Source organism: Desulfuromonas sp. DDH964 (assembly GCF_001611275.1).
GTDB lineage: Bacteria > Desulfobacterota > Desulfuromonadia > Desulfuromonadales > DDH964 > DDH964.
The window spans coordinates 3,066,225-3,090,462 of record NZ_CP015080.1 but is presented as its reverse complement, the minus strand read 5'-3'; the positions used below and the strand labels follow the sequence as shown (position 1 = coordinate 3,090,462).

Below are 24,238 nucleotides of genomic sequence, written 5' to 3'. Positions count from 1 at the left end.
TGGTGCTGACGGGAGGAAACGCTGAAATTTTCCCGGTCAAGGGGGCGAAAGCCGAGTAGCGTGCCACGAAAAATTCCTCTCCATAAAATTCGCATCCTGGTGCAGATTCTCGCCCTGTGCGGCGTCCTCTGGCTCTTTGTCCAGACCGAGTACCGGGGCCAGGACCTGCTCCCCTATCCGGTCGGCCTTTTGTTTCGTCTCGATCCGCTGGCCGCGCTGGCGGTAGCCTTTGCCCCCGGCTCCTTCGTCTGGGGCCTGCTCTGGCCGGCCCTGCTGCTGGTCGCGCTGACCGTCCTGTTCGGCCGGTTTTTCTGCGGCTGGCTCTGCCCCCTGGGAACCTCCCTCGACGGTCTCGGCCGGCTGGTCGGTCGCGGCGGCGGACCGGTGCGCCCGGCCTGGCGGCGGGTCAAGTTCTACCTCCTGCTGCTGTTGCTGATGGCGGCCCTGGGCGGGCTCCAGGTGATCGGCCTGTTCGACCCGCTCGCCATCTTCCTGCGCACCCTGACCCTCGCCATCTATCCGGCCGTCAACCTGGTCGCCAACGCCCTTTTCGACTTTTTCTATTCCCATCGGGTCCCCCTGGTCTCCTCCGGTCTCGATGCAATCTATCCATTTTCACGGGACCATATCCTGGCGTTTCATCCCCCGGCCTTTCGCCTGGCCCTCTTCACCTGCCTGGTCTTTTTCGCCATTCTGCTGCTGGAGAAAGTGGAGCGGCGCTTCTGGTGCAAAAACCTCTGCCCCCTTGGCGCCCTGCTCGGAATCTGCAGCCGCTATGCGCTGCTGCAGCGTACTCCCTCCGGCCTCTGTCCCGACTGCCGCGTCTGCAGCAATGCCTGTCGTAGTGGGGCGGTCAGCGGAAAGGGTTGGCGTCAGGAGGAGTGTCTGGTCTGTTTCGATTGCGAGGATTACTGCCCGGAGACCCGGGTCAATTTCGGTTTTCGGCGGCCGCCTGAAGGGGGCGAGATCGACCTGAAGCGGCGCGGAATTCTGACCTCCCTGGCGGCCGGTGCGATCCTGGCTCCGGTCAGTAGGGTGGCCCCGGCGCTGGATCGGCAACATTCCTTCCTGCTACGCCCCCCCGGGGCCCGGGCCGAGCAGGAGTTTCTGCAACGCTGTATCCGCTGCGGCGAGTGCATGAAGGTCTGCATTGGCGGCGCCCTCCATCCGGCCCTGTTCGAGGCCGGCGGCGCGGGACTCTGGTCGCCGCTGGTGGTGCCGCGTATCGGCTACTGCGAATACAATTGCACCCTGTGCGGTCAGGTCTGTCCGACCGGGGCTATCGAATTCCTGCCGCTGGAGAAGAAGCGCAAGACGGTGATCGGTATCGCCGTCTTCGACAAGGACCGCTGCCTTCCCTTTGCCCGTGGCGAGGAATGTCTGGTCTGCGAGGAACACTGCCCAACCGGAGAAAAAGCGATTGTCTTCACGGAGCGGCAGGTGCTGGTCGGCAGTGAGCCGCGGCTTTTGAAGTTGCCGCGGGTAGTTAAGGAGCGCTGTATCGGCTGTGGCATCTGCGAAACTCGCTGCCCCCTTGACGGGCGCAGCGCCATCCGCGTTGTCAATGAAGCGGAGAGTCGCAAACCCCGGGATTTTCTGGCTTGAGGGGATGTGTGGGGAGAAGGATGCTGTTACTGACGCTCTGGTTCGGGCTGCTGTCCGGGAGTGTCGGCGCCGGCAGCGATGTCCGGTCCATCGACGATTTCGAGCACGGCCTCGCGCCGGGCTGGAGGCAGAAATCCTTCGCCGGCGAAACGAGCTACCGGGTGGTGGCCGACGGGGGCGGACATGTCCTCGCCGCCGACAGCCGCGCCGCCGCCTCGGGTCTGGTCTACAAGATCGAGTACGATCCCCAGAACTGGCCGGTCCTCGCCTGGCGCTGGAAGGTGGAGAAGGTGCTCGCTGCCGGCGACGCCCGCCACAAGGGCGGCGACGACTATCCGGCGCGGCTTTACGTCGTCTTCCCGAGCTGGTTCTTTCCGAAAACCAGGTCTCTCAACTACATCTGGGCCAACAAGCTTCCCAAGGAAGCCCTCCTGCCCAACCCCTTTACCGCCAATGCGATGATGATTGCCGTTGAGAGCGGACCGGAGCGCGTCGGCGAGTGGGTGGAAGAGCGGCGCAACGTCGTCGCCGACTACCGCCGCGCCTTCGGCAGCGATCCCCCGGCGGTCGGCGCGATTGCCCTGATGACCGATACCGACAACACCGGTGATGCGGTCCGGGCCTGGTACGACGATATCCGCCTCGCGCGGGAGTGAGGCGATGGCCGCTGCAACAGGAAAGGGGCGTCCCCGCCGGGACGCCCCTTTCCTGTCAGGTCAAAATTTGGCGACGCTTCAGCCGCCGCTCTTTTTGGCGCTCCAGCCGCGGCTGAGCAGCTCCGCCAGCAGCAGTTCGCGCTGGTCACCCTGGATCTCGATTACCCCATCCCTGACCGTCCCGCCGCACCCGCAGCGCTTTTTCAGTTCCGAGGCGAGCTTGTCCAATCCCGCCTCATCGAGGGGGAGTCCGGAGATGGTGGTCACCCCCTTCCCCTTGCGCCCCTTGGTTTCGCGACCGACCCGGACCGCGCCATTCCCCCGGGGGGGCTCCGGGGTGCGGGAGCAGCTGCAGGCCGCAGCGGGTTTTTCGCAGGCGGGGCAGATCCGTCCCTGCTCACTGCTGTAGACGAGCCTTGAATTGGTTTTGGATGATTTCATGACGTCTCTTCGCGGGACGACGTATCTCCCGGCAGATCCTCGAAGAAAAAATCGAGTCCCTTTCCGGCCGTTGACCACCCTTTGAAAAGGCCGAGCCGCTGGATGGAGTCGATCGCCAGCGTCGAGGGGTCCTGGCGCCCGTTGAGCAGGTCATTGACCAGCCGGGGATCGCGGACCAGGCTGCGCAGGGCGAGGACGCCGGCCTCCTCGGGGCTGTTGGCACGGACGATCCGGGTCGCCCGGAACCCCATCTTGCGCGGCTCGCCGTCGTAGGGGAGGAGATAGTTGTGGCCGGTGAGCTGGACGCAGAATTTTTTCATCGATCCGACCAGAGGGTTGTGGGGGGCATCCGGAACCAGTATCAGGGGGCGAAGGGGACGGGGAGGGAGTCGGTTCCGTTACCGGCAGCCTGCAGGCGATTGCGCCCGGAGTCTTTGGCCTGGTAGAGCGCATGATCGGCCACCCGGATCAGATCCTCGTCGCTGCCAATGCCGGGGGCCGGGAAGACCGCCGCCCCGAGGCTCACCGTCAGTTCCAGGTCGACGAGGGGGCCGGGAAAGGCCTGACCGGCTACCGCCAACCGAATCCGCTCTCCGACCCTGACCGCTTCGTCGAGACCGGTCTCGGGAAGGACCAGGCTGAATTCCTCGCCGCCAAAGCGGGCCGCGAGGTCGTAGGGGCGCAGGTGGCGGCGCAGGATTCCGGCCACCGTCGTCAGCACTGCGTCCCCCTGCTGGTGGCCGTAGCGGTCGTTGACCTGTTTGAAGTGGTCGATATCCACCATCAGCAGCGACAGGGGCGCGCCGTTGCGCTGGCTGCGGCGGAATTCCCGTTCCAGGGTACTCATCAGGGTGCGGCGATTGGCGAGCCCGGTCAGCGGGTCGGTGGCGGCCAGCTCCTTCAGGCGCAGGTTGCTTTCCCGCAGGCTGTCCTGGAGGGTCTTGATTTTGAGCTGGACCTTGACCCGGGCGAGGAGCTCACCCGGATTGAAGGGCTTGGTGACGTAGTCGCTGGCGCCCTGGCCCAGCAGGCGGACTTTTGCTTCCTGATCCTCGTGGCCGGTGAGCATGATGACCGGCAGGTTGGCCAGCTCCTGGCGTCCGGCGAGCAGCTGCAGGAACTTGCCGCCGTCCAGGCCCGGCATTTCGAGATCGCAGAGGATAATGTCCGCCGGCCGGTCGAGGAGTTGCTTGAATCCCTCCAGGCCATCGGCAGCCTCGCGGAACTCGCAAAAAAGCCCTGTCGGTTCGATGATCTCGCGCACCTGGAGCCGGGAGGTTCGGGAATCATCGATGATCAGGATCGAATGTCTCATGATTTTCGTTGGGCCGCTACTGGGTCAGAATGCTGCGGTGCGGGCGTCCGTCCCGGAAAGGCAAGCCGCGGTCGGGACAGGGCGGTTTCAGGCGGTTATAATAGACCAAACCCGAGGGGAAAAAAAGGAGGATTCGATGTCGCTGGTCAAAACCTGGTATGCCGCTGAGGATGCCGCGGCCAAGTTTGGGGTCAACACGAGTCAGGTGCTCAGTTGGGTCGATGCCGGGCTGGTCCGCTGTGAACGGGAAGGGGGGAAGGTGGCACGGGTGAATATCGACGATGTTCGCCTCGAGGTCGAGGTCCTGGTGCAAAACAGTGACAAAAAATAGCGTTCCGGCCGACGCCATCGCCGATGTCGTCGTGATTGGCGGCGGTATCCTCGGCTGCGCGACGGCGGCGGCTCTCCTGGAACGGGCGCCGGGCCTGAAGGTTCTGCTGCTCGAGAAGGAGCCGCAGCTGGCCGCCCACCAGACCGGCCATAACAGCGGAGTCATTCACTCCGGGCTCTATTACCGCCCGGGCTCGCTCAAAGCCACCAATTGCAGCTCCGGACGGGTTGCCCTCTACGCCTTTTGTGCCGCCGAGGGGATAGCCCACGAGCGCTGTGGCAAACTGGTGGTTGCCGGCAGCGAGGAAGAGCTTCCCCTCCTCGATGAACTGGAGCGGCGCGGCCGGGCCAATGGCCTGGAAGGAATCCTGCGTCTCGATGAGTCCGGTCTGCATGACCATGAACCGGAGGTCGCCGGGCTCGCCGGTCTTTTTGTCCCCCAGACCGGAATCGTCGACTATGTCGCGGTGACCGAAGCCCTGGCGCGCCGGGTGCAGCAGGGGGGCGGGGAGGTGCGCCTTTGCAGCGAGGTGCAGAGCATCCGCCGGGATGGGGATCATTTCCGTCTCGGGACTCCCGGCGGCAGCGTGCTGGCCCGCCAGATCGTCAACTGCGCCGGATTGCAGTGCGACCGGGTGGCGGTCCTCGCCGGTCTTCGCCCCGGCGTGCGCATTGTCCCCTTTCGCGGCGAATACTACCTGCTGCGGCCGGCGGCGAGATCGCTGGTACGCAACCTCATCTATCCGGTTCCCGACCCGGCGTTTCCCTTTCTCGGTGTCCATTTCACCCGCATGATCGACGGCCGGGTGGAAGCCGGGCCCAACGCGGTGCTCGCCTTTCGCCGCGAGGGGTACGACCGCCTCAGCTGGTCGCTGCGCGACAGCCTGGCGACCTTCACCTATCCGGGTTTCTGGCACCTGGCGGCGCGTTACTGGGACAAGGGGCTGGGAGAGTTCCAGCGTTCCTTCAGCAAGGGGCTCTTTGTGCGGGACCTGCAGCGGCTGATTCCGGCGCTGCGCGAAGAGGATGTGGAACGGGGCGGCGCAGGTGTCCGCGCCCAGGCGATTGCCGCCGATGGTTCCCTGCTCGACGACTTTCATATCCTGGAGGGGGAGGGGATGGTTCACCTGCTCAATGCGCCGTCCCCGGCCGCGACCGCGTCCCTGAGTATCGGGGCGACCGTTGCCGACACCACCCTTAAACAGCTGCAGGGCTGAAGGGGCAAGCGCGGGTCAGCAGCTCGACCCGCCGCAGTCGCAGGACGGTTCCTCGCCGGTCAGCCAGCTGTGGATGATCGCGCTGGCGCAGCCGACCCCGGCCTTGACCTGGAGCGCCGTCACCGGGCAGTTGCGGGCGCAGGCGCCGCATTCCATGCAGCGATCGAGGGCGGTGATTTCGGCCTTGCCGGCTTCGACCAGGAAGACGGCATGGGGGCAGACGACGGCGCAAAGACCACAGCCGATGCAGCGCTCGCGATCGAGTTTGAGGGTGCTGACCCCTTCCAGATAAACGAGTTTCTCCGCCATTTTCATCCCCCGACGAACCCCCCGTAAATCCACAACACGCCAGCGACGAGCACCGCCAGCCCCTGCAGGGGGATAGCGCGGCGCATCTCCTTTTCGACCCCGGAAGGGGAGGTGAAGGTGCTGGAACCGGTGAAATTCATGGCGCACCAGGAGGCGACGGCCGGCAGCGCCAGCAGCAGGGCGGCGCCGTTCCAGGGGCCGAGCCCTTCCCAGGAGCAGGCGAGGCCGAAAAGGGCCACCACGCCTCCGCTCATGGCCCCCTTGGCGGCGAAGGCCCGGGGGGGGAGCCAGGGGAGGAGTAGCGGCGTCAGCACCGCCCCGGTCACCACCCCGGCGAGGCCGGCGGCAATGGCGGCCAGTCCCCGGCCGAGGGCGGCCCCGGGATGGAGCAGTTGCGGCCCGGCGAGGCCGAGGAGGAGCAGCAGGAGAATTCCCCAGCCGAGCGGCCGCAGCATCGAGGTCAGCTCCACCGGGGTGAGCGCAAACCGCTCCGCGGTCGTGAAGCTGACCCGGCGCATGGCCGGGGTGGCCTGATTCCCGGTGGCGAGAAAGGCGGGCAGGTCGGCCGCGCGCACCGGCCCGTAGAGGACCGAAAAACCCGATTCGCGGCGCACCTGGTGGGCCGCGACCCCGGGCGCGCCGAGTTGGGGGAGGATCAGGGTGCGATGTGCGACGACCTGGTCGAGGCCGCTTGCGCGGAGACGGCGGATGACTTCGTCGGTGCCGAAGGTCCCCTTGCCGGCGGCGCACCAGACGTTGATGCCGAAGGTTTCCAGTACCAGGATCCAGGCGTCGAGGCCGGTCAGTTCCCGGCGCAGGCTGTCGAAGGTGAGTTTGTAGTTGGCAGTGACCAGGACCGGCGCTGCGCTGTCCGGGTTGCCGATGGCGTAGAGGCCGGGCGCGATCCGGTAGCGCATGCGCCCCAGGCCCCAGCGCATCTGCCAGCGGCCGAAGAGGTCATTAGGGCGCTGCCGCGTCTCGACCTGCGGCACCGGCCCGGCGGGGGTGTCGAGCCAGCCGCAGACAAAGGGCCAGAGCCGCAGGCCGGGGCGTTCGCCAGCCTGCGCGCCGCCGCCCGCCGGAGGCGGGCAGCAGGTCACCGCCGCCGGCACGGCGGGGGCTGCAGACTCCACTGTGGGCGCCGCTCCCGGCGGCGCTTTCGGCGGTCAGCAGGGGGTGGGTGTTGGTTTGTTTTCGAGGTTTTCGGTCATGGCTTGGTCCAGGTTATAGGTCCGATAGGTCCTATGGGACCCATAGGACCTGGAAATTGCTCTTTCAGAGCTGCCGGCCGCCGCACTTCTTCAGCACCGCGTGGGCGTGGCGCAGCATTCGCTCGGTGGTCTTCCAGTCGACGCACTTGTCGGTGACCGAGACGCCGTACTTGAGGTCGGCCAGGTTCTGTGGGATCGGCTGGTTGCCCGCCTTGAGGTTGCTCTCGATCATCACCGAGCAGATTGAGCGGTTGCCGGCGGCGACCTGTTCGAGGACGCTGCCGAGCACCTCCTCCTGCTTTTCGTGGTTCTTGCAGGAGTTGGCGTGGCTGCAGTCGACCATGATGCCGCGGTTGAGGCCGGCCTTGGCGAGCATCTGCTCGGTGCGGGCGATGTCCTCGGGATAGTAGTTGGGCTTGTCGTTGCCGCCGCGCAGGACGATGTGGACGTCCTCGTTGCCGGTGGTCTGGACGATGGAGTTGCGCCCCTCGTTGTTGATGCCGAGGAAGCTGTGCGAGTGGCGCGCCGCGCCCATGGCGTCGATGGCGATCTGCAGGTTGCCGTCGGTGCCGTTCTTGAAACCGACCGGGAAGGAGAGGCCGCTGGCCATCTCGCGGTGAGTCTGGGATTCGGTAGTGCGGGCGCCGATCGCGCCCCAGCTGACGAGGTCGGCGAGGTAGTGGGGGGTGACCGGGTCGAGCATCTCGCCGGCGACCGGCAGGCCGAGCTCAGTGATCGAACAGAGGAGGCCACGGGCGACGCCGAGCCCCTTGGAGATCTGGTAGGTACCGTTGAGGTCGGGGTCGTTGATAAGCCCCTTCCAGCCGATGGTGGTGCGTGGCTTTTCGAAGTAGACGCGCATCACCAGCAGCAGCTGGTCTCGCAGTTCGCGGCCGAGTTCGGCGAGGTGGCGGGCGTAGTCGCGGGCGGCCCGGGCGTCATGGATCGAGCAGGGACCGACCACCGCCATCAGGCGGCGGTCGCGGCCGGCGAGAATATCGATGACCTGTTGCCGGGCGCTGGTAACAAACTCCGCCCCTTCGACGGAAAGCGGAAAGACCTGTTTCAGGTCGGCCGGGGCGATAATCGGGGTCAGCCCCCGGATTCGCAGGTTGTTGGTCCGTTTCATGCTGGTTCCCCTTTGTCGAATCGATGTCATTTGCGGTGCGCGGTGTGCGGAACACCCGTTCCGGGGCGTCACTTTAGCGGTTTTCCGCGGGAAAGTCAAAGCCTTGGGTGGCCCCCGGCGGGGATTTGGTTTGACACCTCGAGCCAGCATCGGCTATAAAATGGGGCTCAGTGCGACCTCGCCATCCAGGCCGGATCGCCGGGAAGGAATCGACAATGAACGTGCTCCTATCGACCTTGGCCGAGGTGATCGGCCTGATCTTCCAGATATACACCTTCATCGTCATCGGGCGCGCCCTGGTCTCCTGGGTCAACCCCGACCCTTACAACCCGATCGTACGCTTCCTCTACCAGGTGACGGAACCGCCCCTCGCCTTCATCCGCCGCTACATCCCGTCCCAGTTCGGCGGTATCGACTTTTCGCCGATCATCCTTTTGCTCGGTATATCCCTGCTGCGCCGGCTGCTGCTCGAACTGCTCGCCCAGCTTGCCTACCGTTTCTGACGAGGCCTTCGCCATGCGCATCACCCCCATCGACATCCAGCAGTACCAGTTCAAAACCCGTCCCTTCGGCTACGACAAGGCCGGCGTTGATCATTTCCTCGAAATGATCGCCGACGAGCTGGAGAGCTTCATGCGTCAGCACCAGGAGACCAAGGAGGAGCTGGCGCGGACCCGGGCGAGCCTGGAGGAGATGCGCCAGCGCGAGGCGACGCTGAAGGAGACGCTGGTGACGACCCAGCGGGTGACCGACGAGCTCAAGGCCAACGCCCGCCGCGAGGCCGACATCATTACCGCCGATGCCCAGCTGCGCGCCGAGCGGATCATGCGCGATGCCGAAGACCGCCGCATCCAGCTGATCAATGAAATCCAGGACCTGAAGCGGCAGAAGATCTCCTTCGAAACCTCCCTGCGCACCCTGGTCGAGAGCCACATGCGCCTGCTCGACCTCGACGTCGTAGCGCTCACCGACCAGACCCGTGACGACCGCCTGCTCGAAGAACGCCTCCCCTTCGACGGACGCCCGGCGGCGACGGACGAAAAACCCTGATGCCCGTCTGGCTGAGCGCCGACCCGCGCGGCGCGGTGATCGCCCTGTTGGTCCAGCCGCGCGCCAGCCGCAACCAGATCGCCGGCGTCCAGGGGGAGGAACTGAAAGTCCGCCTCACCTCGCCCCCCGTCGACGGTGCCGCCAACAAGTGCTGCTGCGAATACTTCGCCAAGTTCTTCGGCGTCGCCAAGGGGGCGGTGGAACTGCTCGCCGGCGAGACCTCCCGGCACAAGCGGTTGCTGGTGCGGGGAGTGACGGTGGCGGAGGTGGAACGGGTGGTTGGTCCGCTGCTGGCGGGCTGAGGCAACAAACACAGGTGAGGGCCGGGCAGAGCGTGGAACCTGCCAAAATGATTGACAGCCTGCGGTCTTTGCAAGTATTTAGGAGAGGTCTATTCCCATGCAATAGCGGAGGGGTGCCGTGGCAAGGACCAGATCGAGACAATTTTTCAGAGCCGCCCGACCGGAGTAGAATCCGGCGGGCGGTTTGTCGTTTATGGAGGTGGGGGAGAGAAAATAAATCTGTCCCCATTTTCCCTTAATGGTCAAAGGATTGGCCTGCATCCTGGCGGTGTTGACCTGAATGAAAAGCCGGGTAACGATGTCAGTTGTGGAAGCCCCTTGAAGTGCGTTGACGATTCTTGCGTTTTGCAAAAAGCAAGAATGATTCCGCCTTCTTACCTTTTTGGTCTCTATGACTGTAGAGCCTGGGCTGAAACAATAATCACGGTGTGCCATAAGAAAAACTGTTGCGAGGGTAACTAAATGAATGCTACCCGCAACACCGCTATGTTGGTCTCAGTGACTATTATAGGTGCAATTATTGTTTTACTCACTCTTCTCTTTCTGAATCCTGAATCAGTGATGTAGCAGTTCGTACCTCTGGTTTTTGTCTCGCGAGGCCTTTTTCGCGAGCCTTATTGAGTGTCACACCGTCCGTCCGGATTGTTTTTTCAGGTTGACGGAGCTGTTCTTTGACAATTCAGCTGATTTTTACATGGTGCGGCCTCTCTGTGTCTGTTTCAGGGCGAGCGATGGCGACCCCAACCTGATGGTGGGGTTGTTCCGTGCCCTGATTGTCTCGGTTCCGGTCAGCCATAAGCGAACCGTCGGTAGGTTCTGCTGAAGGCGTCATACTGATCATGCGCATGCCGACTGAAGCGCAACGTCAGGGCGTGCGCGTGGCGGATGAAGCGCCCGGCGAAGTAGACCAGGTCCTGAATCACCGTCTTGAGCCGGCGGCGTTGTTTGGCCCGCCGACGCTGCTTGCCGGTCATCAGGCCGACCTGGCCCACAGCCCGCAGAATGTTGTAGGCCAGCCCGGCACAGTGCATGACCAGGGTGTTGGTGGCGAACTTGCCTGACGGCAGACGTTCCAGATCCATATCGCTTTTAAGCTCGGAGTGATACTGCTCGCACAGGGCGTGTCCCTTGTACAGTTCGATCACCTTGTCCTTGGCGCTTGAGAGGCTGGTCCACCAGCCCTCGATTTCAATGTCCGGGACCAGCAGCGGGGTGCCGTCTTTTTCGAAATAGCGTTCCGTGGCCCGCAGCACACGGCGGACCTTGAGAGTCTGGTACTTGTCATCCTCATCCTTGAAGGCGCGCTCGACCGTTTCCGTCATGATGGCGATGCGGCCGGTCTTATCCTGCTTGATCATCTTGCCGTGGGCAAAGACCTCGCTGGCTCTGGCCGGCACGTCGGTCCCTCGGGGATTCCACTTGACGATGAAGTCGACCTTCTCTTCCTTGAGAGCCACCAGAGTCGCAATGGCATCGTGGGCGCTGTCCAGTCGCACCAGCAGGGGAGCTTCGGTCAACTGCCGGCTTTTGTGAATCGCCCGCAGCAAAAAGGGGACAAAGCCCTCCTGGGCATGCTGGGACCCGGGACGGTGCTCGATCTCCAGACACCACCCCTCCAAGCCCAGCCAGGCGGCGATCGGGGCGAAGCCGTGGAACTTGCGGTAGGTCCAGGAGGCCCCCTCTTTCTTGGTGTTGGAGTTGTCCTGGGTGAAGACGTCCAAATCCAGCGGCATGTGCCCGGTCTCAAGCGTCGAGAACTCGGCCTTGGCTTTTTTGAGAAACTCAACCGTACAGAAGTCGACAATGCGCATCGTCGCCTCGGCGACGGCATCCATTCGCTGACGCAGGGTCTCCGGTGACGGGACCTTGTTGACGCCGAGGGCCGCAGCGAAAAACTCGTCATCCTCGAAAAAAGGCCGGATCGCCTCGAAGTCGCTCTTGCCCTGGCAGAGCAGGCCGAGATAGCAACGCAGCACATCGGCCGTGGCAACGCCCTTGCAGGGCGCCGCCTTGTTGACCCGCGAGTTTAACGACGTGAACCTGTTGACCGCCAGGCCGACCAGGGCCACGCCGGACTGGGAGGTGTAGAATTCGCTGTCGGACTGCTCGATGTTGAACCGCGGAAACGTCACGAAAAAATCTCCTTGGGTGAAGTTTGAGGCGGCTCTATAATAGCAGAAAAGATCAACAAAATCAGCTAATTGTCAAAGATAAAACAAGAAATTACGATTGTAAGCTCACTGATTCAGGAAGAAGCAACCGGCCAGCGACGCCTCACCGGCCCTCTACTTCAAGAAACAGATGCTGCGGCGCATGGACGCTATCAGTTATGACCATGACGCCTACGGCAAGGTGATTGATGACTACGTGCAGCGCAACCGGGGGGCCAGCATCGACGACTGGAAGCGGTTCTCGCAGCGCCATGGTAACGAGACCATCTTCAAATACTCGGTGACGCTGCTGGACAACATCGAATTCATCGTCGCCAGAAGCGACAACGAACGCCGGGAGATCATCCAGAGTTTCACCCGGCGCGGCATCAAGAAACTACCCGACGGGCGCAAGGTGGAGGACATCGTCCATACTCCTCAAAGCTGGAGCAAACGCAAACAATGACCATGAAAAACTTTATCGAACAAGAGAAACAGCGGCTGCAGGAAGCGCTGCACTGGTTCAACAACCGGGGCAGCCGCATGACCGTAAGGGAATCCGGGGATCTCTTTCTGGATACCCTGGTGGACAGCTTCACCGTCACCCGGATCGCACCCCATTTCGACACCGCTGGCAACCATCTGCGCACCGATTTCTGGCTGTTGTGGAAGGCGCTCGGTTACGACGAGGGTTTTCAGCACGCCCACACCATCAAAGTGGTCGATGTCCGGGTCGAAGACACCCTGATGGCCGAACATGACGGCAAGGAGGCCGAAGGCTGGCTGATTGTCGAGCTGACCGACGATCTGGGCCGGATTCACCATGTCGAAATGATCGAGCCGGTCTCGGAGCCAGAGCTCGCGGCGGACTGGCAACGCTGGACCGCCTACCGCCGGAAAAATGCCGAGAGATTCCGCCGGATCGACGACCAGCTTCTGGCCGAACATCTCCGGATCGCGGAGGACTGGTCATGAAACTGCGCTATATGATCGACTCGATACTCGCCGACCGGCAAGCCACCGTCCCGGAATACGTGTCCGTGGGCGTCTGGGTTCAGGGGCCGGGACCCGGCCTGGATGTGGAGATGTACTACCTCGACCGGGGACCGAACGGGCTTGCCGACCGCAAGGATGAGGCTGCCTGGGTGGTCAACCGTTTGGTTGAGGCCGGGGCCACTTCGCTTCCGGCGGATTTTCTCGAATACCACCGGCTGTCCCGCTCTCCCTACGACGGGGTCTTTTCCGAGATCACCGAGAGCGACGAATACCCCTCCATCGATGCCTGCGGCAAAGCCGTTCTGGCCCGGGTATAAAGATAAGCTACTGGATTGGGCCGACCGGACAGTTGTGCGGCCGCATTCGATTCCAAGTAGCAACCAAGGTGGCACGGTTATTAGAGTGCCACTTGTTGATGTTTCGGAAATACTGTTTCAGTCCGTTGCTTGGATAAAGAGGTGCCCCATCTTCGATGCTGAAGCTATTGTTTTCGCCGTTATACTCGACATGAAAATGGGGTGGGGGGTGTTCGTCGGCGCGTATGGTCACTCTCAACCCGCCGATGCGGCCGACTACCTCTTCATTGAGGCTGCGAAGCTCCTTCCCCTGATAAAAAACGATAGGTCCTTGATCCAGGCAGGATTGCAGCTCCGAAATACAATCATTGACAAACCCGATTTCGATCATTGCTGTTCATCCAGGCATGAAAGAATATCGTCAATTCTCGATTTCCAGCCATCCAAATCCGCCTGGGTCGTGAAGGTATCAAGAAGGGTTGGAGGTGCATTGATGTATTCCCTCTGAATGATGATGCGGCCACCAGCATTTACGATTTCTAACGCATGAGTAAACACTGCCTCAATGAATTGTCCGTTCTTGAGAGTTAGCGCGTCTTCAACATCAGTTATGTTTATTGTTAAAAACATGTCGCCACCTTGGTATAAATTATCGGATTAAAACCATAGCTGTGCCATTCTCTAATGCACTGCTGACCGAAACATCAGATAACGTTACAGTGAAAGATCCATTTCCTTTAGATGTTAGGTCGCCATAAACGTATGGCTGATTTTCAACATAGGCAGCAATTACTTTGAATGGAAATTCTTTTCCCGTATCGTTGTTTACTTTAATCAAAAGTTGGGTTCAATTCCCCGCAGCTTGCTGCGCGATTTTTACTAAGGGTGTAGGCTGTTGATACCCCGTAGCTTGCTGCGGGGTAGTTCATTATTTACCTTTAAATCAAATGCGCTAGTTCCGAAGCTATTATTTTTCACACGCTCCATGTTCGCCTTAATGTTCTGAGGAATGCCAACCATCAAGAGAGAATCTGCGTTAGAAATGATATTCAGGTGTGATTCTGATGCTAGTTTTCCGTCCTTGTCCTTGTCTAAAAACACCGGGATAGTAAAGCGCGCATAAGAGTTGCGGATTCCGATGAAAGTTGCCAGCCGTTCCAGCGCAAAGTTGCCACTCGTTCCAAGGCAAAGTTGCCAGTGATCGGAGCGTAGCGACGCTGGAGTTTTTGTCTTACGCCAAGTTGCCGATCGGGTCAAGCTGGGATCGCCGTTTGCGCATCGATTCTCCTTTCAAGGTGAGCCGGTAGGCGTTGTGGATGAGGCGGTCGAGGATGGCGTCGGCGACCGTCGGATCCCCGAGGTAGTCGTGCCAGGCTTCGACCGGAAGCTGGCTGGTGATCAGGGTCGAACGCAGATTGTGGCGGTCCTCGAGGATTTCGAGCAGATCGCGGCAACCGGCGGCGGTCATGGGGGCGAGCCCCCAATCGTCGAGGACGAGCAGTTGAGTCTTGGCGACTCTATCCATCATCTTGGGGTAGCGGCCGTCGGCCCGCGCGAGGGCCAGTTCCTCCAGGAAGCGGGGCAGGCGCAGGTAGAGGGTCTTGCAGCCGAGGCGGCAGGCCTTGTGAGCCAAGGCGCAGGCGAGGTAGCTCTTGCCGACGCCGGTGGGGCCGGTGATGAGAATGTTGTGGCCCTTGGCGAGGTAGCGACCGCCGGCCAGCGCCAGCACGAGGTCGCGGTCGAGTCCCCGGGGTGCCCTCCAGTCGAGGTCCTCGATGCAGGCGCTCTGACGCAGCCGGGCCGTGCGCAGGCGAGTGGTGAGCCGGCGGCTGTCGCGCTCGGTCTGCTCGCGGTCGACCAGCAGGCCGAGGCGCTCCTCGAAGCTCAAGGCATCGGCGGTCTCGCTAAGGCGCTGTTCCTGAAGGGCCTTGAGCATGCCGGTCAGCTTGAGGGCGCGCAGTTTGTCGTCGGTGGGGTGGCTGAGCATGGTGGTCTCCTTGGTCAGTGGTAGTAGCCGGCGCCGCGGATGTTGTCGTGACTCGGCAGCAATGAGAGTTGGGACTCGGTGGACTCGGGGAGCGACTGGCGGTCCAGTCCGGTTTTGAGGATCGAGGCGACGCTCTTGAGGCGACAGGCGTTTGTTGCCAGGGCCCGCTGGCAGGCCGCCTCCAGGCGCTCGGGCGTGTAGGTCTTGGCCAGCCGGATCAGCCCCAGGACGCTGCGGTAGCCCTGCTGGGGATGGGCCCGTGAGGCCAGGATCTTCTCTGCCAAGGCGGCGGTGTGCGGTCCGGTTTTGGCCGCCCAGGAAACCAGGCGCTGCGGCGTCCATTCGGCATACTCCCTGTGGCTTTTGGGCATGTGCTCGCCGAGAGTGGTGTGGCGACCGCGCTCAGAGGAGCGGACATGGGAGGCCACCCGTTGCCCTTTGTGCAGAAATTCGACGGTGGTCGCCGTCAGGCGCACGTCGAGCTGCTGCTTCACCAGCACATACGGGACCGAGTAGTAGTGGTGGTCGACTTCGGCATGGTAATCGATGTTGACCCGCGCATGGCGCCATTCGGCGAACGTATAGGGGGTCGCCGGCAGAGGATTCAGAGCCGGACGTTCCAGGGTGTCGAAGAGCTGCTGGCGGCAGCCGGGAAGCTTCTTGAAGGGGCGCCGGTTGAGGTGCTCCACCAGCTCCCGAATGGCGGCGTTGGCCTCGGCCAGACTGAAGAAGGTACGGTTGCGCAGCCGCGCCAGGATGAAGCGCTCGGCGACCAGAACCGCCGCCTCGACCTTGGCCTTGTCTTTGGGTTTGCGCACCCGCGCCGGAATCACCGCGCAGCCATAGTGAGCGGCCAGCTCCGCATAGGTGGGGTTGATGTCCGGTTCGTAGCGGCAGGGTTTGGAGACGGCGCTTTTCAGGTTGTCCGGAACAACGATCTCGGGCACTCCGCCGTAGAAGGAGAAGGCCCGGACATGCGAGCCGATCCAGTCCGGCAGCCCTTGGGTCCAGGTGGCTTCGGCAAACGTCTGGGAACTCGCCCCCAGGGCCGCGACGAACAGTTGCGCTTCGCGGATCTCGCCGGTGCGGCGGTCGACGATCGGCAGGGTCTGGCCGGTGTAGTCGACAAACAGCTTCTCGCCGGCTTTGTGCACCTGACGCATCGACAGACGCAGTTTGCCGGACCACTCACGGTACAGATCGCAGAAACGGCTGTAGCGATACCCCTCGGGATGGCTGTTCTGGTATTCCTCCCAGAGCAGCCCCAGGGTGACGCCCTTGCGCTTGAGTTCCTGATGGATGGTCGCCCAGTCGGGCATGGGGCGCTGGTCGGCGGGAATGACTGGCGCTGGCGGAAAGAGCAACTGTTCAAGTCGGGTTTCGTCCAGATTCTCTGGCAGCGGCCAAGACAACCCGGCGTGAGCGGCGCGTCTCAGAAATTCGCCCACCGTGGTGTGTGACGTGCCGACGGAGCGGGCGATGGCCCGCTGTGTCAGGCCGGCTTCGTAATGCAGACGCAGAACGTCCTTGATCTTGCGCATGGATAACCTCGTGTGTGCCAATGGGACCACCTCCTGGAAAAAGTCCAGAAGGTTGTACCCCGCGGTTACCCAGCGTCGCGAGAACTTTGATCAGTCTGACAGATTCACCGACCTCTTCCGCTCAAACTGGAAAGTTTGGATCGGAACGGGTGGAAACCTTGCGTCGGAATGACTGGCAAGTTTGGATCGGAATCAGTGGCAAGTTTGCATCGGAATCGGTGGAAAGTTTGGCTCGGAATCGGTGGAAAGTTTGGCTCGGAATACGCAAGAGTCAAACTCTTTCCTAAAACACTCAACATATTTTGCATCTGGGAATATGCTCGGAATGGTTTGTTGTACCTTCACAAGGGAGGATGATGGTTGTCTTGAATCTTTGTAGTCGTTGCAACCTGCAACCTCCACAAAAAGATCACCGGTAATAGTTTTCGTCTTTGATTCAAGAATGTCCTTCAAACTAACTTCTGTCTCTACCGTAGCCTTGCACCCAGAAAGTGCCAAAACAGTTATGATAATCAGTGATATCTTTTTCATGCTAATACCTCGCAAAAGTAAAAAGCCCTGAACAACATCGCGATGAGATGTAATTCAGGGCTAGTGGATATGATATTGATCTTTTATGCTTTTGGCCGGGTAAAGAGCACAAAAAGGCCAAGGATAATATCTCCAACCACCCAGATGCCGAGAATCAACATCGCACCGATGCCGGTTCCAATTGCGGCACCAGCTTGCTCAGCACCAGAAAGAGCCTGCATTCCTTCAGAAGCCGAGTTCATGCCGCCTATAAGCCATATTGCCATGAGGATATTGAAGCCGACAAAGCTCCATTTGACTAATTTTCCGAAAAAACCGCGCTTAGGTTTTCTCAATTGCACCCCACATTTAGGGCACTTTAATGCAGTATCGCTTACTTCTGTTGAGCATTCTGGGCAATTGATGAGTGGCATATCCCTCTCCTTTTAGTTAATCAAAAGTTGGGTTCAATTCCCCGCAGCTTGCTGCGCGATTTTTACTAAGGGTGTAGGCTGTTGATACCCCGTAGCTTGCTGCGGGGTAGTTCATTGTCAATAAAAAATTCTCATTTCGTCACCCTCCGACACATCGCCAACGCTTCCGGTAAGTAACCGCTGAACGCTCCCCGCAGATCGCGGAGAGCCCAGCAAACCAACCGGAGACGTTGATGGAACTGTTCGCCACAGACCTGGAAAGGCTGGCGTTTCTACTGGAGGCCGATGCGGCGCTGACTCTCGATCCCGACACGCTCGGGTCCGAGGCCGCCGAACAGTCCGCTCCTGAAGAGCTCCCTCCCGAGAAGCGCCCCAAGTACATCACCAACTACATCGGCAGTAAGCAAAAGCTCGTCGACTGGATCTGGAAGCATACCCCGGAAGGCACTGGCACGGTGCTGGATGCCTTTTCGGGGTCTGCGGTCGTGGCCTACATGTACAAGACCAAGGGCCTCCAGGTCATCGCCAACGACCGGCTCCGCTACTGCCACCATGCCGCCAAGGCGATCATCGAGAACAACTCGGTTCGCCTGAGCGAGGACGAGATCGAGGCACTCCTGGCCGACAACGCCAAGGCGGGCAGCTTCGTTCAGGACAACTTCAAGGGCATTTTCTTCGCCAAGGGCGTCCATGCGCTGATCGACACCATCCGCGCCAACTGCGACAAGCTCTCCGGCTTCAAGAAAGACATCGCCCTGTTCGGCCTCGGAAAAACCTGCATGAGCGGCAAGGGTGGCTTCGGCCACTTCTCGTCGTCCACCGATTATGGCCGCCGCCAGGACACCCCCGACGAGTTCAAGGATCGCTTGCGCAAGAACCTGCAGCGTATCAACGCCCTGGTTTTCGACAACGACAAGGAGAACAAGGCATACCGGCAGGACATCAACGAGCTGCTGCCGAAAGCCAAGGCGGATCTGGCCTACTTCGATCCGCCCTACGCCACCGAGTTTTCGACCACCAACTACGAGCGGGCCTACCACTTCGTGGAGGGGCTCATGACCTATTGGGAAGGGCTCGAAATCAAGGCCGACACCAAGGTCAAGTATTACGAGACCGACCACAAGACCGTCACCAAGGCCAACGCCAGCGAGTTCTTCCAGACCTTTCTCGGCAACGCCAAGCACATCCCGCACTGGCTGATCTCCTACCGCGATCACGCCTATCCCAACGAGCAGGAGATGAAGCGGATCATTGGCTCCTTCGGCAAACAGAGCCGGATGAAGTCCAAGGATCACCACTACGCCATCACCTCCAAGCACGGCGAGGCTTCCAACGCCAAGGAGCGTTTGTTCGTCTGCGCTCCCGGGGCCAAGGCCAGCGCCGAGCGGGAGGAGAAACCCGCTCCGATGGCCGCCGCCGCGAACTTCCACACCAGCATCCCCGTGGATATCCGGCTGGGCGAAGGCGAACGTCTCGCGACCGAGGCCATGGATGTCGGCTCGGCGGGCGACCCCCAGTTCAGCTTCGTGCTCTGCCGCACCGGGACCAACAAGAACGGCGACCACTTCACCGCCGAGGAGTTGTCCGGTCGGCACATGACGGCCGTGAACAAGAAGGTCGATCTGCAGCATTCGCAGGAGTTCAACGACATCGTGGGAGGCATCGTCGCCGCCGACTACCTGGAGGACGACAACGGCGGCCGCGTGGAATGCGTCGGCGAGCTGTATGTCCACGACACCCCGGCCGCCCGGCTGGCCTACAAGCTGATGAAGCGCGGGATCATCTCCCAGGTCTCCATGGAATGCGACTACCAGGAGGGTGAGTGCTCAATCTGCCACAAGCGCTTCCAGAACAAGGCCGACTACTGCACCCACCTGCGCAAATTCAAGGGCCGTGATTTCAACGGCCAACCCGTTTTCGAGATTCTGCACGGCGTCACTTTCACCGGACTGGGACTGCTCGACCGCAAAGGCGCGGACGAGAACGCCAGGATTCTGCAGGTGGCGTCCCTTCAGAGCCAGCCCGACCAATCCCAACCCGAAGGAGATTCCACGATGGAAGACAAAACCAAACCCACCGATGACCCGGCCGTCGAAGCGGCCAAGAAGAAACCGGCCCAGCAGGAAGGCGATCCCGCTCGCGTTTCCGACCTGGAAAAGGAAAACCGACAGCTCAAGGCCCAGGTCGCCGAGCTGCAGAAGCGCGTCCAGGAACTGGAAGCCGAACAAAAGGCGGCCGCTTGTCGCTCCCGCGCCAAGAAACTGCTCACCCGGCTGGAGAAACAGGGGCTCTCCTTTGCGTCCGAGGAGGACCGGGAAGCCGAGCTGAAACGCCTGGCCGAACTGTCCGACGAAGCCTTCGCCGCCACCGAGGCCGCTTACGAGCGCCTGCCCAAATCGGCAAAGGCGGACAAGGACAAGGAAGAAAAACCCGCCGACAGCGACCAGGGCGGCAAGCCCGCCGCCAAGGCATCGACGGAAACGCCGCTACGCAGCGACGCCGGTGTCCGGCCCCACGATGTGGACGACCGCAAGGTGTCGCTTGAGGACCGTCTGCGCGACGGGTTCATGGCCGCTTACCGCAACCGTGTCGGCGAGGACTCTCCCGAACACTCGCAAATCAACGCATAAGGAGGAAACACCATGTCATTCATCAATCCGTGTCACCGCAGCCTCGCCTATGGCGACGGCCACATCCAGGGGGACGGCCAACTCGGCCAGGTGGTCCGCGTGGTCGGCGACGACCTGTTCGCCGTCAACACCGATCCCACCAAGCGCTCCTTCGGCATCCTGATAAAGGATTACGCCGGTGGCGAAATGCCCGGCATCTATTGCGACGGCGGCGTTTACGAGACCGACGCCTTCGAAGGGACCGTCGTCGCCGGAGACGACTTGAAAGTTTCGGCGGGCGGTCGCCTGACCAACGGCGTCGCGGCCGGAGAGCACGTCGTCGCCCACGCCATTTCCGTACAGAGCGGCGTCCTCAAATTCCGCCTGCTCGTCTAACCCAAGGAGCCAACGCACATGAAAACCAATCAGTTGAAGATCCACCTGAATCAGTGAGGTGGCAGCTCGCACCTCTGATTTTTACCTCGCGAGGTCATTTTCGCGAGTGATTTTGAGTCTCACACCGTCCGTCCGGGTTGTTTTCCCGGATCGGCGGAGCTGTTCTTTGACAATTCAGCTGATTTTTACATGGTGCGGCCTCTCTGTGTCTGTTTCAGGGCGAGCGATGGCGACCCCAACCTGATGGTGGGGTTATTCCGTGCCCTGATTGTCTCGGTTCCGGTCAGCCATAAGCGAACCGTCGATAGGTTCTACTGAAAGCGTCATACTGATCATGCGCATGCCGACTGAAGCGCAACGTCAGGGCGTGTGCGTGGCAGATGAAGCGCCCGGCGAAGTAGACCAGGTCCTGAATCACCGTCTTGAGCCGGCGGCGTTGTTTGGCCCGCCGACGCTGCTTGCCGGTCATCAGGCCGACCTGGCCCACAGCCCGCAGAATGTTGTAGGCCAGCCCGGCACAGTGCATGACCAGGGTGTTGGTGGCGAACTTGCCTGACGGCAGACGTTCCAGATCCATATCGCTTTTAAGCTCGGAGTGATACTGCTCGCACAGGGCGTGTCCCTTGTACAGTTCGATCACCTTGTCCTTGGCGCTTGAGAGGCTGGTCCACCAGCCCTCGATTTCAATGTCCGGGACCAGCAGCGGGGTGCCGTCTTTTTCGAAATAGCGTTCCGTGGCCCGCAGCACACGGCGGACCTTGAGAGTCTGGTACTTGTCATCCTCATCCTTGAAGGCGCGCTCGACCGTTTCCGTCATGATGGCGATGCGGCCGGTCTTATCCTGCTTGATCATCTTGCCGTGGGCAAAGACCTCGCTGGCTCTGGCCGGCACGTCGGTCCCTCGGGGATTCCACTTGACGATGAAGTCGACCTTCTCTTCCTTGAGAGCCACCAGAGTCGCAATGGCATCGTGGGCGCTGTCCAGTCGCACCAGCAGGGGAGCTTCGGTCAACTGCCGGCTTTTGTGAATCGCCCGCAGCAAAAAGGGGACAAAGCCCTCCTGGGCATGCTGGGACCCGGGACGGTGCTCGATCTCCAGACACCACCCCTCCAAGCCCAGCCAGGCGGCGATCGGGGCGAAGCCGTGGAACTTGCGGTAGGTCCAGGAGGCCCCCTCTTTCTTGGTGTTGGAGTTGTCCTGGGTGAAGACGTCCAAATCCAGCGGCATGTGCCCGGTCTCAAGCGTCGAGAACTCGGCCTTGGCTTTTTTGAGAAACTCAACCGTACAGAAGTCGACAATGCGCATCGTCGCCTCGGCGACGGCATCCATTCGCTGACGCAGGGTCTCCGGTGACGGGACCTTGTTGACGCCGAGGGCCGCAGCGAAAAACTCGTCATCCTCGAAAAAAGGCCGGATCGCCTCGAAGTCGCTCTTGCCCTGGCAGAGCAGGCCGAGATAGCAACGCAGCACATCGGCCGTGGCAATGCCCTTGCAGGGGGCCGCCTTGGCGACCCGCGCGTTCAACGACGTGAACCTGTTGACCGCCAGGCCGACCAGGGCCACGCCGGACTGGGAGGTGTAGAATTCGCTGTCGGACTGCTCGATGTTGAACCGCGGAAACGTCACGAAAAAATCTCCTTGGGTGAAGTTTGAGGCGGCTCTATAATAGCAGAAAAGATCAACAAAATCAGCTAATTGTCAAAGATAAAACAAGAAATTACGATTGTAAGCTCACTGATTCAGGTAACAGTTAAAAATCACACAATTAAGAGAAGGGTTTGGGGGGAATTCCGGGGACAGTATATTTAATTGACGGGCTTTTCAAGGAAAGGGAAAACAGAAGGGTCGCGTCTACAGATTTCAAATTGAAATTTGTAGACAGCTAAATACTGTACAGAGATAGTATTCACCTGACACTACCGCCCTTGGCGGGGTGACGGGTCAAGCAGCTTCTTCGGTTGTGCTCTTGGCTTTCGTTTCGTTCTTTGGCAATCCGTCGAGGAATTCCGGGGACAGTATATTTAATTGACGGGCTTTTCAAGGCAAAGGGAAAGCAGAAGGGACGCGTCTTCAGATTTCATATTGACCCCATGCGCCTTCCTTGCTCGACCTATCGGCAGAATAATCGGCAAAAAAATTGGTTAAATATTGATCCGACTTGCATTTTCTTCAATAGAAATGTATCTTTGTGCACAGTAGGTATCGGCATATTAATCGGCAATATTAGGAATTCCGGGGACAGTATATTTAATTGACGGGCTTTTCAAGGCAAAGGGAAAGCAGAAGGGACGCGTCTACAGATTTCATATTGACCCCATGCGCCTTCCTTGCTCGACCTATCGGCAGAATAATCGGCAAAAAAATTGGTTAAATATTGATCCGACTTGCATTTTCTTCAATAGAAATGTATCTTTGTGCACAGTAGATACCGGCATATTAATCGGCAATATTGGATCTGCAATGCCCGACTCAATCAGCCAGATGACGCCACTGCTTCCGGAAGGGGCGGATGATCTTCAGGATCTGGCCCTGGAGGTCGTCCAGCGCTCGGCCTCTCTCGGCACCAGACAGCACCCTGTTACCTTGCATACCCTGCGTGAACTGTTGCGCATCATCAACAGCTACTACTCCAATCTCATCGAAGGGCATAACACCCATCCCTACGATATCGTCAGGGCCATGCGGCAGCAGTACGACGCCGAACCGGCCAAGCGCAACTTGCAGTTGGAAAGTATCGCTCACATTACGGTACAGCAGCAGATGGAGGAGTGGCTGCACGAGGCGGCGCCCCCCAATATCGCTGGGCAGAAATTCCTCTGCTCGTTGCATCAGGCTTTTTTTGTGCTGCTGCCGGAAGAATTCCTGGTCATGACAAACCCGGATAACGGCCGGGAATGTCGGGTGGTGCCGGGTGAATTGCGCACGCAAGCGGTCAAGGTCGGACAGCATCAGCCGCCAGGGCATGACTCGCTGGGTGCATTCATGGGACGTTTTGGCGAGGCCTATGCTCCCGAAAAGCATCACGGCGCTGCCAAACTGGTGGCGGCTGCCGCGGCCCATCACCGGCTGATGTGGATTCATCCATTTCTCGACGGCAATGGCCGAGTCGCCCGCCTCTTCACCGAGGCCTATCTGCACCGGATTCCTGTCCAGGGCTTCGGCCTCTGGTCGGTCAGCCGGGGGCTGGCACGAAGAAATGCCGATTACAAATCGGCACTCACCTGGGCCGATGCGCCACGCCGCAACGACCTGGACGGCCGGGGGAATCTGTCGAACGAGGGCCTGGTGAAGTTCTGCCGGTTTTTCTTGGAAGTCTGCCTCGATCAGGTGGATTACATGGGCACCCTGCTGCAACTGGACGGTCTGGTGGAACGGGTCAGGAACTATGTACAACTGCGCGGTACCGCCATCATCCCCAATCCCCCCGGCAAGGATGGCCTGCGGCCGGAGGCGGCAAGGATGCTGCAAGAGGTGCTTCTTTTGGGAGAGGCACCGCGGGGGGCGGTGGTGGAAGCATCCGGCCTGAAAGAACGGACCGGCAGAAACGTACTCGGCCAATTGATCTCGGAAGGGCTGCTGGTGTCCGACACGCCCAAGGGGAATGTCAGGATCGGTCTCCCGATCCATGCCGCCGGGTGGTTTTTCCCTGAGTTGTTCCCGGTGCTTTCGCGTTAGCGTCGGCAGGGGGCTGAGTAGTTATTGGTGTTTCATAGTTTCGGGGAACCAAAACCGATTAGGTTGCAGCCCAGAAGA

29 protein-coding genes are annotated in these 24,238 nt (G+C 60.7%); 13 read left to right on the top strand and 16 right to left on the bottom strand.

Annotated elements, in window-relative coordinates; translation table 11 throughout:
• Window positions 1–60: 60 nt before the first annotated feature.
• Window positions 61–1,605 carry a 4Fe-4S binding protein gene (locus DBW_RS14210; RefSeq protein ID WP_066728230.1) on the top strand — a complete coding sequence of 515 codons (1,545 nt, stop codon included), beginning with the start codon at window positions 61–63 and terminating at the stop codon, window positions 1,603–1,605.
• 20 nt (window positions 1,606–1,625) lie between these two features.
• Window positions 1,626–2,261 (top strand): DUF3047 domain-containing protein, encoded by a 636-nt coding sequence (locus tag DBW_RS14205; RefSeq protein ID WP_066728228.1) that lies wholly within the window; start codon window positions 1,626–1,628, stop codon window positions 2,259–2,261.
• Between the two features lie 78 nt (window positions 2,262–2,339).
• Here DBW_RS14205 and DBW_RS14200 read toward each other — a convergent pair whose 3' ends face one another.
• Genes DBW_RS14200 through DBW_RS14190 form a run of 3 tightly spaced genes read right to left on the bottom strand, consistent with a single transcriptional unit; the run spans window position 2,340 to window position 4,017 of the window.
• On the bottom strand, window positions 2,340–2,702 hold the full coding sequence (locus tag DBW_RS14200) for a translation initiation factor Sui1 (protein ID WP_066728226.1): 363 nt from the start codon (window positions 2,700–2,702) through the stop codon (window positions 2,340–2,342).
• Window positions 2,699–3,022, bottom strand: a complete 324-nt coding sequence (locus DBW_RS14195; protein ID WP_066728224.1) for a hypothetical protein — start codon at window positions 3,020–3,022, stop codon at window positions 2,699–2,701. Before DBW_RS14195 ends, DBW_RS14200 begins: the two co-directional genes overlap by 4 nt.
• A gap of 41 nt (window positions 3,023–3,063) precedes the next feature.
• Window positions 3,064–4,017 (bottom strand): diguanylate cyclase, encoded by a 954-nt coding sequence (locus tag DBW_RS14190; protein ID WP_066728221.1) that lies wholly within the window; start codon window positions 4,015–4,017, stop codon window positions 3,064–3,066.
• Between the two features lie 136 nt (window positions 4,018–4,153).
• On the opposite strand from DBW_RS14190, the gene DBW_RS14185 reads away from it, so the two are divergent.
• Both DBW_RS14185 and lhgO read left to right on the top strand, forming a co-directional pair.
• A complete protein-coding gene (locus DBW_RS14185) occupies window positions 4,154–4,348 on the top strand; it encodes a MerR family transcriptional regulator (RefSeq protein ID WP_066728219.1) in 195 nt (64 codons plus the stop codon).
• Window positions 4,335–5,564, top strand: coding sequence for an L-2-hydroxyglutarate oxidase (gene lhgO / locus DBW_RS14180; RefSeq protein WP_231875343.1), 1,230 nt, complete (start codon window positions 4,335–4,337; stop codon window positions 5,562–5,564). Before DBW_RS14185 ends, lhgO begins: the two co-directional genes overlap by 14 nt.
• Window positions 5,565–5,579: 15 nt before the next feature.
• Here the strand turns inward: lhgO and hgcB are convergent, their stop codons facing one another.
• From hgcB to DBW_RS14165, 3 genes are all read right to left on the bottom strand, one after another.
• The gene (gene hgcB, locus DBW_RS14175; protein WP_066728217.1) at window positions 5,580–5,873 is read right to left on the bottom strand and encodes a mercury methylation ferredoxin HgcB; all 294 of its coding nucleotides are present in this window, start codon (window positions 5,871–5,873) and stop codon (window positions 5,580–5,582) included.
• Between the two features lie 2 nt (window positions 5,874–5,875).
• Window positions 5,876–7,006, bottom strand: coding sequence for a mercury methylation corrinoid protein HgcA (gene hgcA / locus DBW_RS14170; protein WP_231875342.1), 1,131 nt, complete (start codon window positions 7,004–7,006; stop codon window positions 5,876–5,878).
• A gap of 142 nt (window positions 7,007–7,148) precedes the next feature.
• A complete protein-coding gene (locus DBW_RS14165; RefSeq protein ID WP_066728215.1) occupies window positions 7,149–8,213 on the bottom strand; it encodes a 3-deoxy-7-phosphoheptulonate synthase in 1,065 nt (354 codons plus the stop codon).
• Window positions 8,214–8,428: 215 nt separating this feature from the next.
• On the opposite strand from DBW_RS14165, the gene DBW_RS14160 reads away from it, so the two are divergent.
• From DBW_RS14160 to DBW_RS14150, 3 genes are read left to right on the top strand one after another with little or no spacing between them, the layout of a single operon-like run.
• Window positions 8,429–8,716, top strand: coding sequence for a YggT family protein (locus DBW_RS14160; protein WP_066728213.1), 288 nt, complete (start codon window positions 8,429–8,431; stop codon window positions 8,714–8,716).
• Between the two features lie 13 nt (window positions 8,717–8,729).
• On the top strand, window positions 8,730–9,263 hold the full coding sequence (locus tag DBW_RS14155) for a DivIVA domain-containing protein (RefSeq protein WP_066728211.1): 534 nt from the start codon (window positions 8,730–8,732) through the stop codon (window positions 9,261–9,263).
• Window positions 9,263–9,565 carry a DUF167 domain-containing protein gene (locus DBW_RS14150; protein ID WP_066728209.1) on the top strand — a complete coding sequence of 101 codons (303 nt, stop codon included), beginning with the start codon at window positions 9,263–9,265 and terminating at the stop codon, window positions 9,563–9,565. The genes DBW_RS14155 and DBW_RS14150 overlap by 1 nt, the downstream gene beginning before the upstream one ends.
• Before the next feature lie 788 nt (window positions 9,566–10,353).
• Here the strand turns inward: DBW_RS14150 and DBW_RS14145 are convergent.
• Complete coding sequence (locus tag DBW_RS14145) at window positions 10,354–11,697, bottom strand: IS1380 family transposase (protein WP_066726971.1); 1,344 nt, start codon at window positions 11,695–11,697, stop codon at window positions 10,354–10,356.
• A 181-nt stretch (window positions 11,698–11,878) separates the two neighbouring features.
• Between DBW_RS14145 and DBW_RS14140 the strand changes: the two genes are divergently transcribed.
• From DBW_RS14140 to DBW_RS14130, 3 genes are read left to right on the top strand one after another with little or no spacing between them, the layout of a single operon-like run.
• Window positions 11,879–12,181 carry a hypothetical protein gene (locus tag DBW_RS14140; RefSeq protein WP_231875341.1) on the top strand — a complete coding sequence of 101 codons (303 nt, stop codon included), beginning with the start codon at window positions 11,879–11,881 and terminating at the stop codon, window positions 12,179–12,181.
• Window positions 12,178–12,690 carry a hypothetical protein gene (locus tag DBW_RS14135; RefSeq protein ID WP_066728205.1) on the top strand — a complete coding sequence of 171 codons (513 nt, stop codon included), beginning with the start codon at window positions 12,178–12,180 and terminating at the stop codon, window positions 12,688–12,690. Before DBW_RS14140 ends, DBW_RS14135 begins: the two co-directional genes overlap by 4 nt.
• Window positions 12,687–13,028 (top strand): hypothetical protein, encoded by a 342-nt coding sequence (locus DBW_RS14130; protein WP_066728203.1) that lies wholly within the window; start codon window positions 12,687–12,689, stop codon window positions 13,026–13,028. Before DBW_RS14135 ends, DBW_RS14130 begins: the two co-directional genes overlap by 4 nt.
• A 7-nt stretch (window positions 13,029–13,035) precedes the next feature.
• Here DBW_RS14130 and DBW_RS14125 read toward each other — a convergent pair whose 3' ends face one another.
• The 8 genes from DBW_RS14125 to DBW_RS14105 all read right to left on the bottom strand — a co-directional run bounded on the left by DBW_RS14125 (window position 13,036) and on the right by DBW_RS14105 (window position 17,479).
• Window positions 13,036–13,398, bottom strand: coding sequence for a DUF4160 domain-containing protein (locus DBW_RS14125; protein WP_066728202.1), 363 nt, complete (start codon window positions 13,396–13,398; stop codon window positions 13,036–13,038).
• Window positions 13,395–13,637, bottom strand: coding sequence for a hypothetical protein (locus tag DBW_RS14120; RefSeq protein ID WP_066728200.1), 243 nt, complete (start codon window positions 13,635–13,637; stop codon window positions 13,395–13,397). The genes DBW_RS14125 and DBW_RS14120 overlap by 4 nt, the downstream gene beginning before the upstream one ends.
• A 19-nt stretch (window positions 13,638–13,656) precedes the next feature.
• Complete coding sequence (locus DBW_RS19295) at window positions 13,657–13,845, bottom strand: DUF7424 family protein (protein ID WP_442856843.1); 189 nt, start codon at window positions 13,843–13,845, stop codon at window positions 13,657–13,659.
• A gap of 41 nt (window positions 13,846–13,886) precedes the next feature.
• A complete protein-coding gene (locus DBW_RS18605) occupies window positions 13,887–14,264 on the bottom strand; it encodes a hypothetical protein (RefSeq protein WP_157471906.1) in 378 nt (125 codons plus the stop codon).
• On the bottom strand, window positions 14,239–14,994 hold the full coding sequence (istB, locus tag DBW_RS14115) for an IS21-like element helper ATPase IstB (protein ID WP_066723645.1): 756 nt from the start codon (window positions 14,992–14,994) through the stop codon (window positions 14,239–14,241). Before istB ends, DBW_RS18605 begins: the two co-directional genes overlap by 26 nt.
• A 14-nt stretch (window positions 14,995–15,008) precedes the next feature.
• On the bottom strand, window positions 15,009–16,535 hold the full coding sequence (istA, locus tag DBW_RS14110; RefSeq protein WP_066723643.1) for an IS21 family transposase: 1,527 nt from the start codon (window positions 16,533–16,535) through the stop codon (window positions 15,009–15,011).
• 192 nt (window positions 16,536–16,727) lie between these two features.
• Window positions 16,728–17,066: a DUF7424 family protein gene (locus DBW_RS18600; RefSeq protein WP_157471905.1), complete on the bottom strand. Its 339-nt coding sequence runs from the start codon at window positions 17,064–17,066 to the stop codon at window positions 16,728–16,730.
• A gap of 83 nt (window positions 17,067–17,149) precedes the next feature.
• A complete protein-coding gene (locus DBW_RS14105; RefSeq protein ID WP_066728198.1) occupies window positions 17,150–17,479 on the bottom strand; it encodes a zinc ribbon domain-containing protein in 330 nt (109 codons plus the stop codon).
• 233 nt (window positions 17,480–17,712) lie between these two features.
• Between DBW_RS14105 and DBW_RS14100 the strand changes: the two genes are divergently transcribed.
• Both DBW_RS14100 and DBW_RS14095 read left to right on the top strand, forming a co-directional pair.
• Window positions 17,713–20,109, top strand: coding sequence for a DNA adenine methylase (locus DBW_RS14100; protein WP_066728196.1), 2,397 nt, complete (start codon window positions 17,713–17,715; stop codon window positions 20,107–20,109).
• A 12-nt stretch (window positions 20,110–20,121) separates the two neighbouring features.
• Window positions 20,122–20,484, top strand: coding sequence for a hypothetical protein (locus DBW_RS14095; protein ID WP_013219066.1), 363 nt, complete (start codon window positions 20,122–20,124; stop codon window positions 20,482–20,484).
• Window positions 20,485–20,767: 283 nt separating this feature from the next.
• Here the strand turns inward: DBW_RS14095 and DBW_RS14090 are convergent, their stop codons facing one another.
• Complete coding sequence (locus DBW_RS14090; protein ID WP_066728193.1) at window positions 20,768–22,111, bottom strand: IS1380 family transposase; 1,344 nt, start codon at window positions 22,109–22,111, stop codon at window positions 20,768–20,770.
• An 834-nt stretch (window positions 22,112–22,945) separates the two neighbouring features.
• Here DBW_RS14090 and DBW_RS14085 point away from each other — a divergent pair.
• Window positions 22,946–24,160: a Fic family protein gene (locus tag DBW_RS14085; RefSeq protein ID WP_066728192.1), complete on the top strand. Its 1,215-nt coding sequence runs from the start codon at window positions 22,946–22,948 to the stop codon at window positions 24,158–24,160.
• Window positions 24,161–24,238: the final 78 nt, after the last annotated feature.

Coding starts and splice junctions, on each gene's coding strand:
- DBW_RS14205 (WP_066728228.1), top strand. CDS start 1,626: ATGCTGTTACTGACGCTCTGGTTCGGGCTGCTGTCCGGGAGTGTCGGC.
- DBW_RS14200 (WP_066728226.1), bottom strand. CDS start 2,702: ATGAAATCATCCAAAACCAATTCAAGGCTCGTCTACAGCAGTGAGCAG.
- DBW_RS14195 (WP_066728224.1), bottom strand. CDS start 3,022: ATGAAAAAATTCTGCGTCCAGCTCACCGGCCACAACTATCTCCTCCCC.
- DBW_RS14190 (WP_066728221.1), bottom strand. CDS start 4,017: ATGAGACATTCGATCCTGATCATCGATGATTCCCGAACCTCCCGGCTC.
- DBW_RS14185 (WP_066728219.1), top strand. CDS start 4,154: ATGTCGCTGGTCAAAACCTGGTATGCCGCTGAGGATGCCGCGGCCAAG.
- hgcB (WP_066728217.1), bottom strand. CDS start 5,873: ATGGCGGAGAAACTCGTTTATCTGGAAGGGGTCAGCACCCTCAAACTC.
- DBW_RS14165 (WP_066728215.1), bottom strand. CDS start 8,213: ATGAAACGGACCAACAACCTGCGAATCCGGGGGCTGACCCCGATTATC.
- DBW_RS14160 (WP_066728213.1), top strand. CDS start 8,429: ATGAACGTGCTCCTATCGACCTTGGCCGAGGTGATCGGCCTGATCTTC.
- DBW_RS14155 (WP_066728211.1), top strand. CDS start 8,730: ATGCGCATCACCCCCATCGACATCCAGCAGTACCAGTTCAAAACCCGT.
- DBW_RS14150 (WP_066728209.1), top strand. CDS start 9,263: ATGCCCGTCTGGCTGAGCGCCGACCCGCGCGGCGCGGTGATCGCCCTG.
- DBW_RS14140 (WP_231875341.1), top strand. CDS start 11,879: ATGGACGCTATCAGTTATGACCATGACGCCTACGGCAAGGTGATTGAT.
- DBW_RS14135 (WP_066728205.1), top strand. CDS start 12,178: ATGACCATGAAAAACTTTATCGAACAAGAGAAACAGCGGCTGCAGGAA.
- DBW_RS14130 (WP_066728203.1), top strand. CDS start 12,687: ATGAAACTGCGCTATATGATCGACTCGATACTCGCCGACCGGCAAGCC.
- DBW_RS14125 (WP_066728202.1), bottom strand. CDS start 13,398: ATGATCGAAATCGGGTTTGTCAATGATTGTATTTCGGAGCTGCAATCC.
- DBW_RS14120 (WP_066728200.1), bottom strand. CDS start 13,637: ATGTTTTTAACAATAAACATAACTGATGTTGAAGACGCGCTAACTCTC.
- istB (WP_066723645.1), bottom strand. CDS start 14,994: ATGCTCAGCCACCCCACCGACGACAAACTGCGCGCCCTCAAGCTGACC.
- istA (WP_066723643.1), bottom strand. CDS start 16,535: ATGCGCAAGATCAAGGACGTTCTGCGTCTGCATTACGAAGCCGGCCTG.
- DBW_RS18600 (WP_157471905.1), bottom strand. CDS start 17,066: ATGAAAAAGATATCACTGATTATCATAACTGTTTTGGCACTTTCTGGG.
- DBW_RS14105 (WP_066728198.1), bottom strand. CDS start 17,479: ATGCCACTCATCAATTGCCCAGAATGCTCAACAGAAGTAAGCGATACT.
- DBW_RS14100 (WP_066728196.1), top strand. CDS start 17,713: ATGGAACTGTTCGCCACAGACCTGGAAAGGCTGGCGTTTCTACTGGAG.
- DBW_RS14095 (WP_013219066.1), top strand. CDS start 20,122: ATGTCATTCATCAATCCGTGTCACCGCAGCCTCGCCTATGGCGACGGC.
- DBW_RS14085 (WP_066728192.1), top strand. CDS start 22,946: ATGCCCGACTCAATCAGCCAGATGACGCCACTGCTTCCGGAAGGGGCG.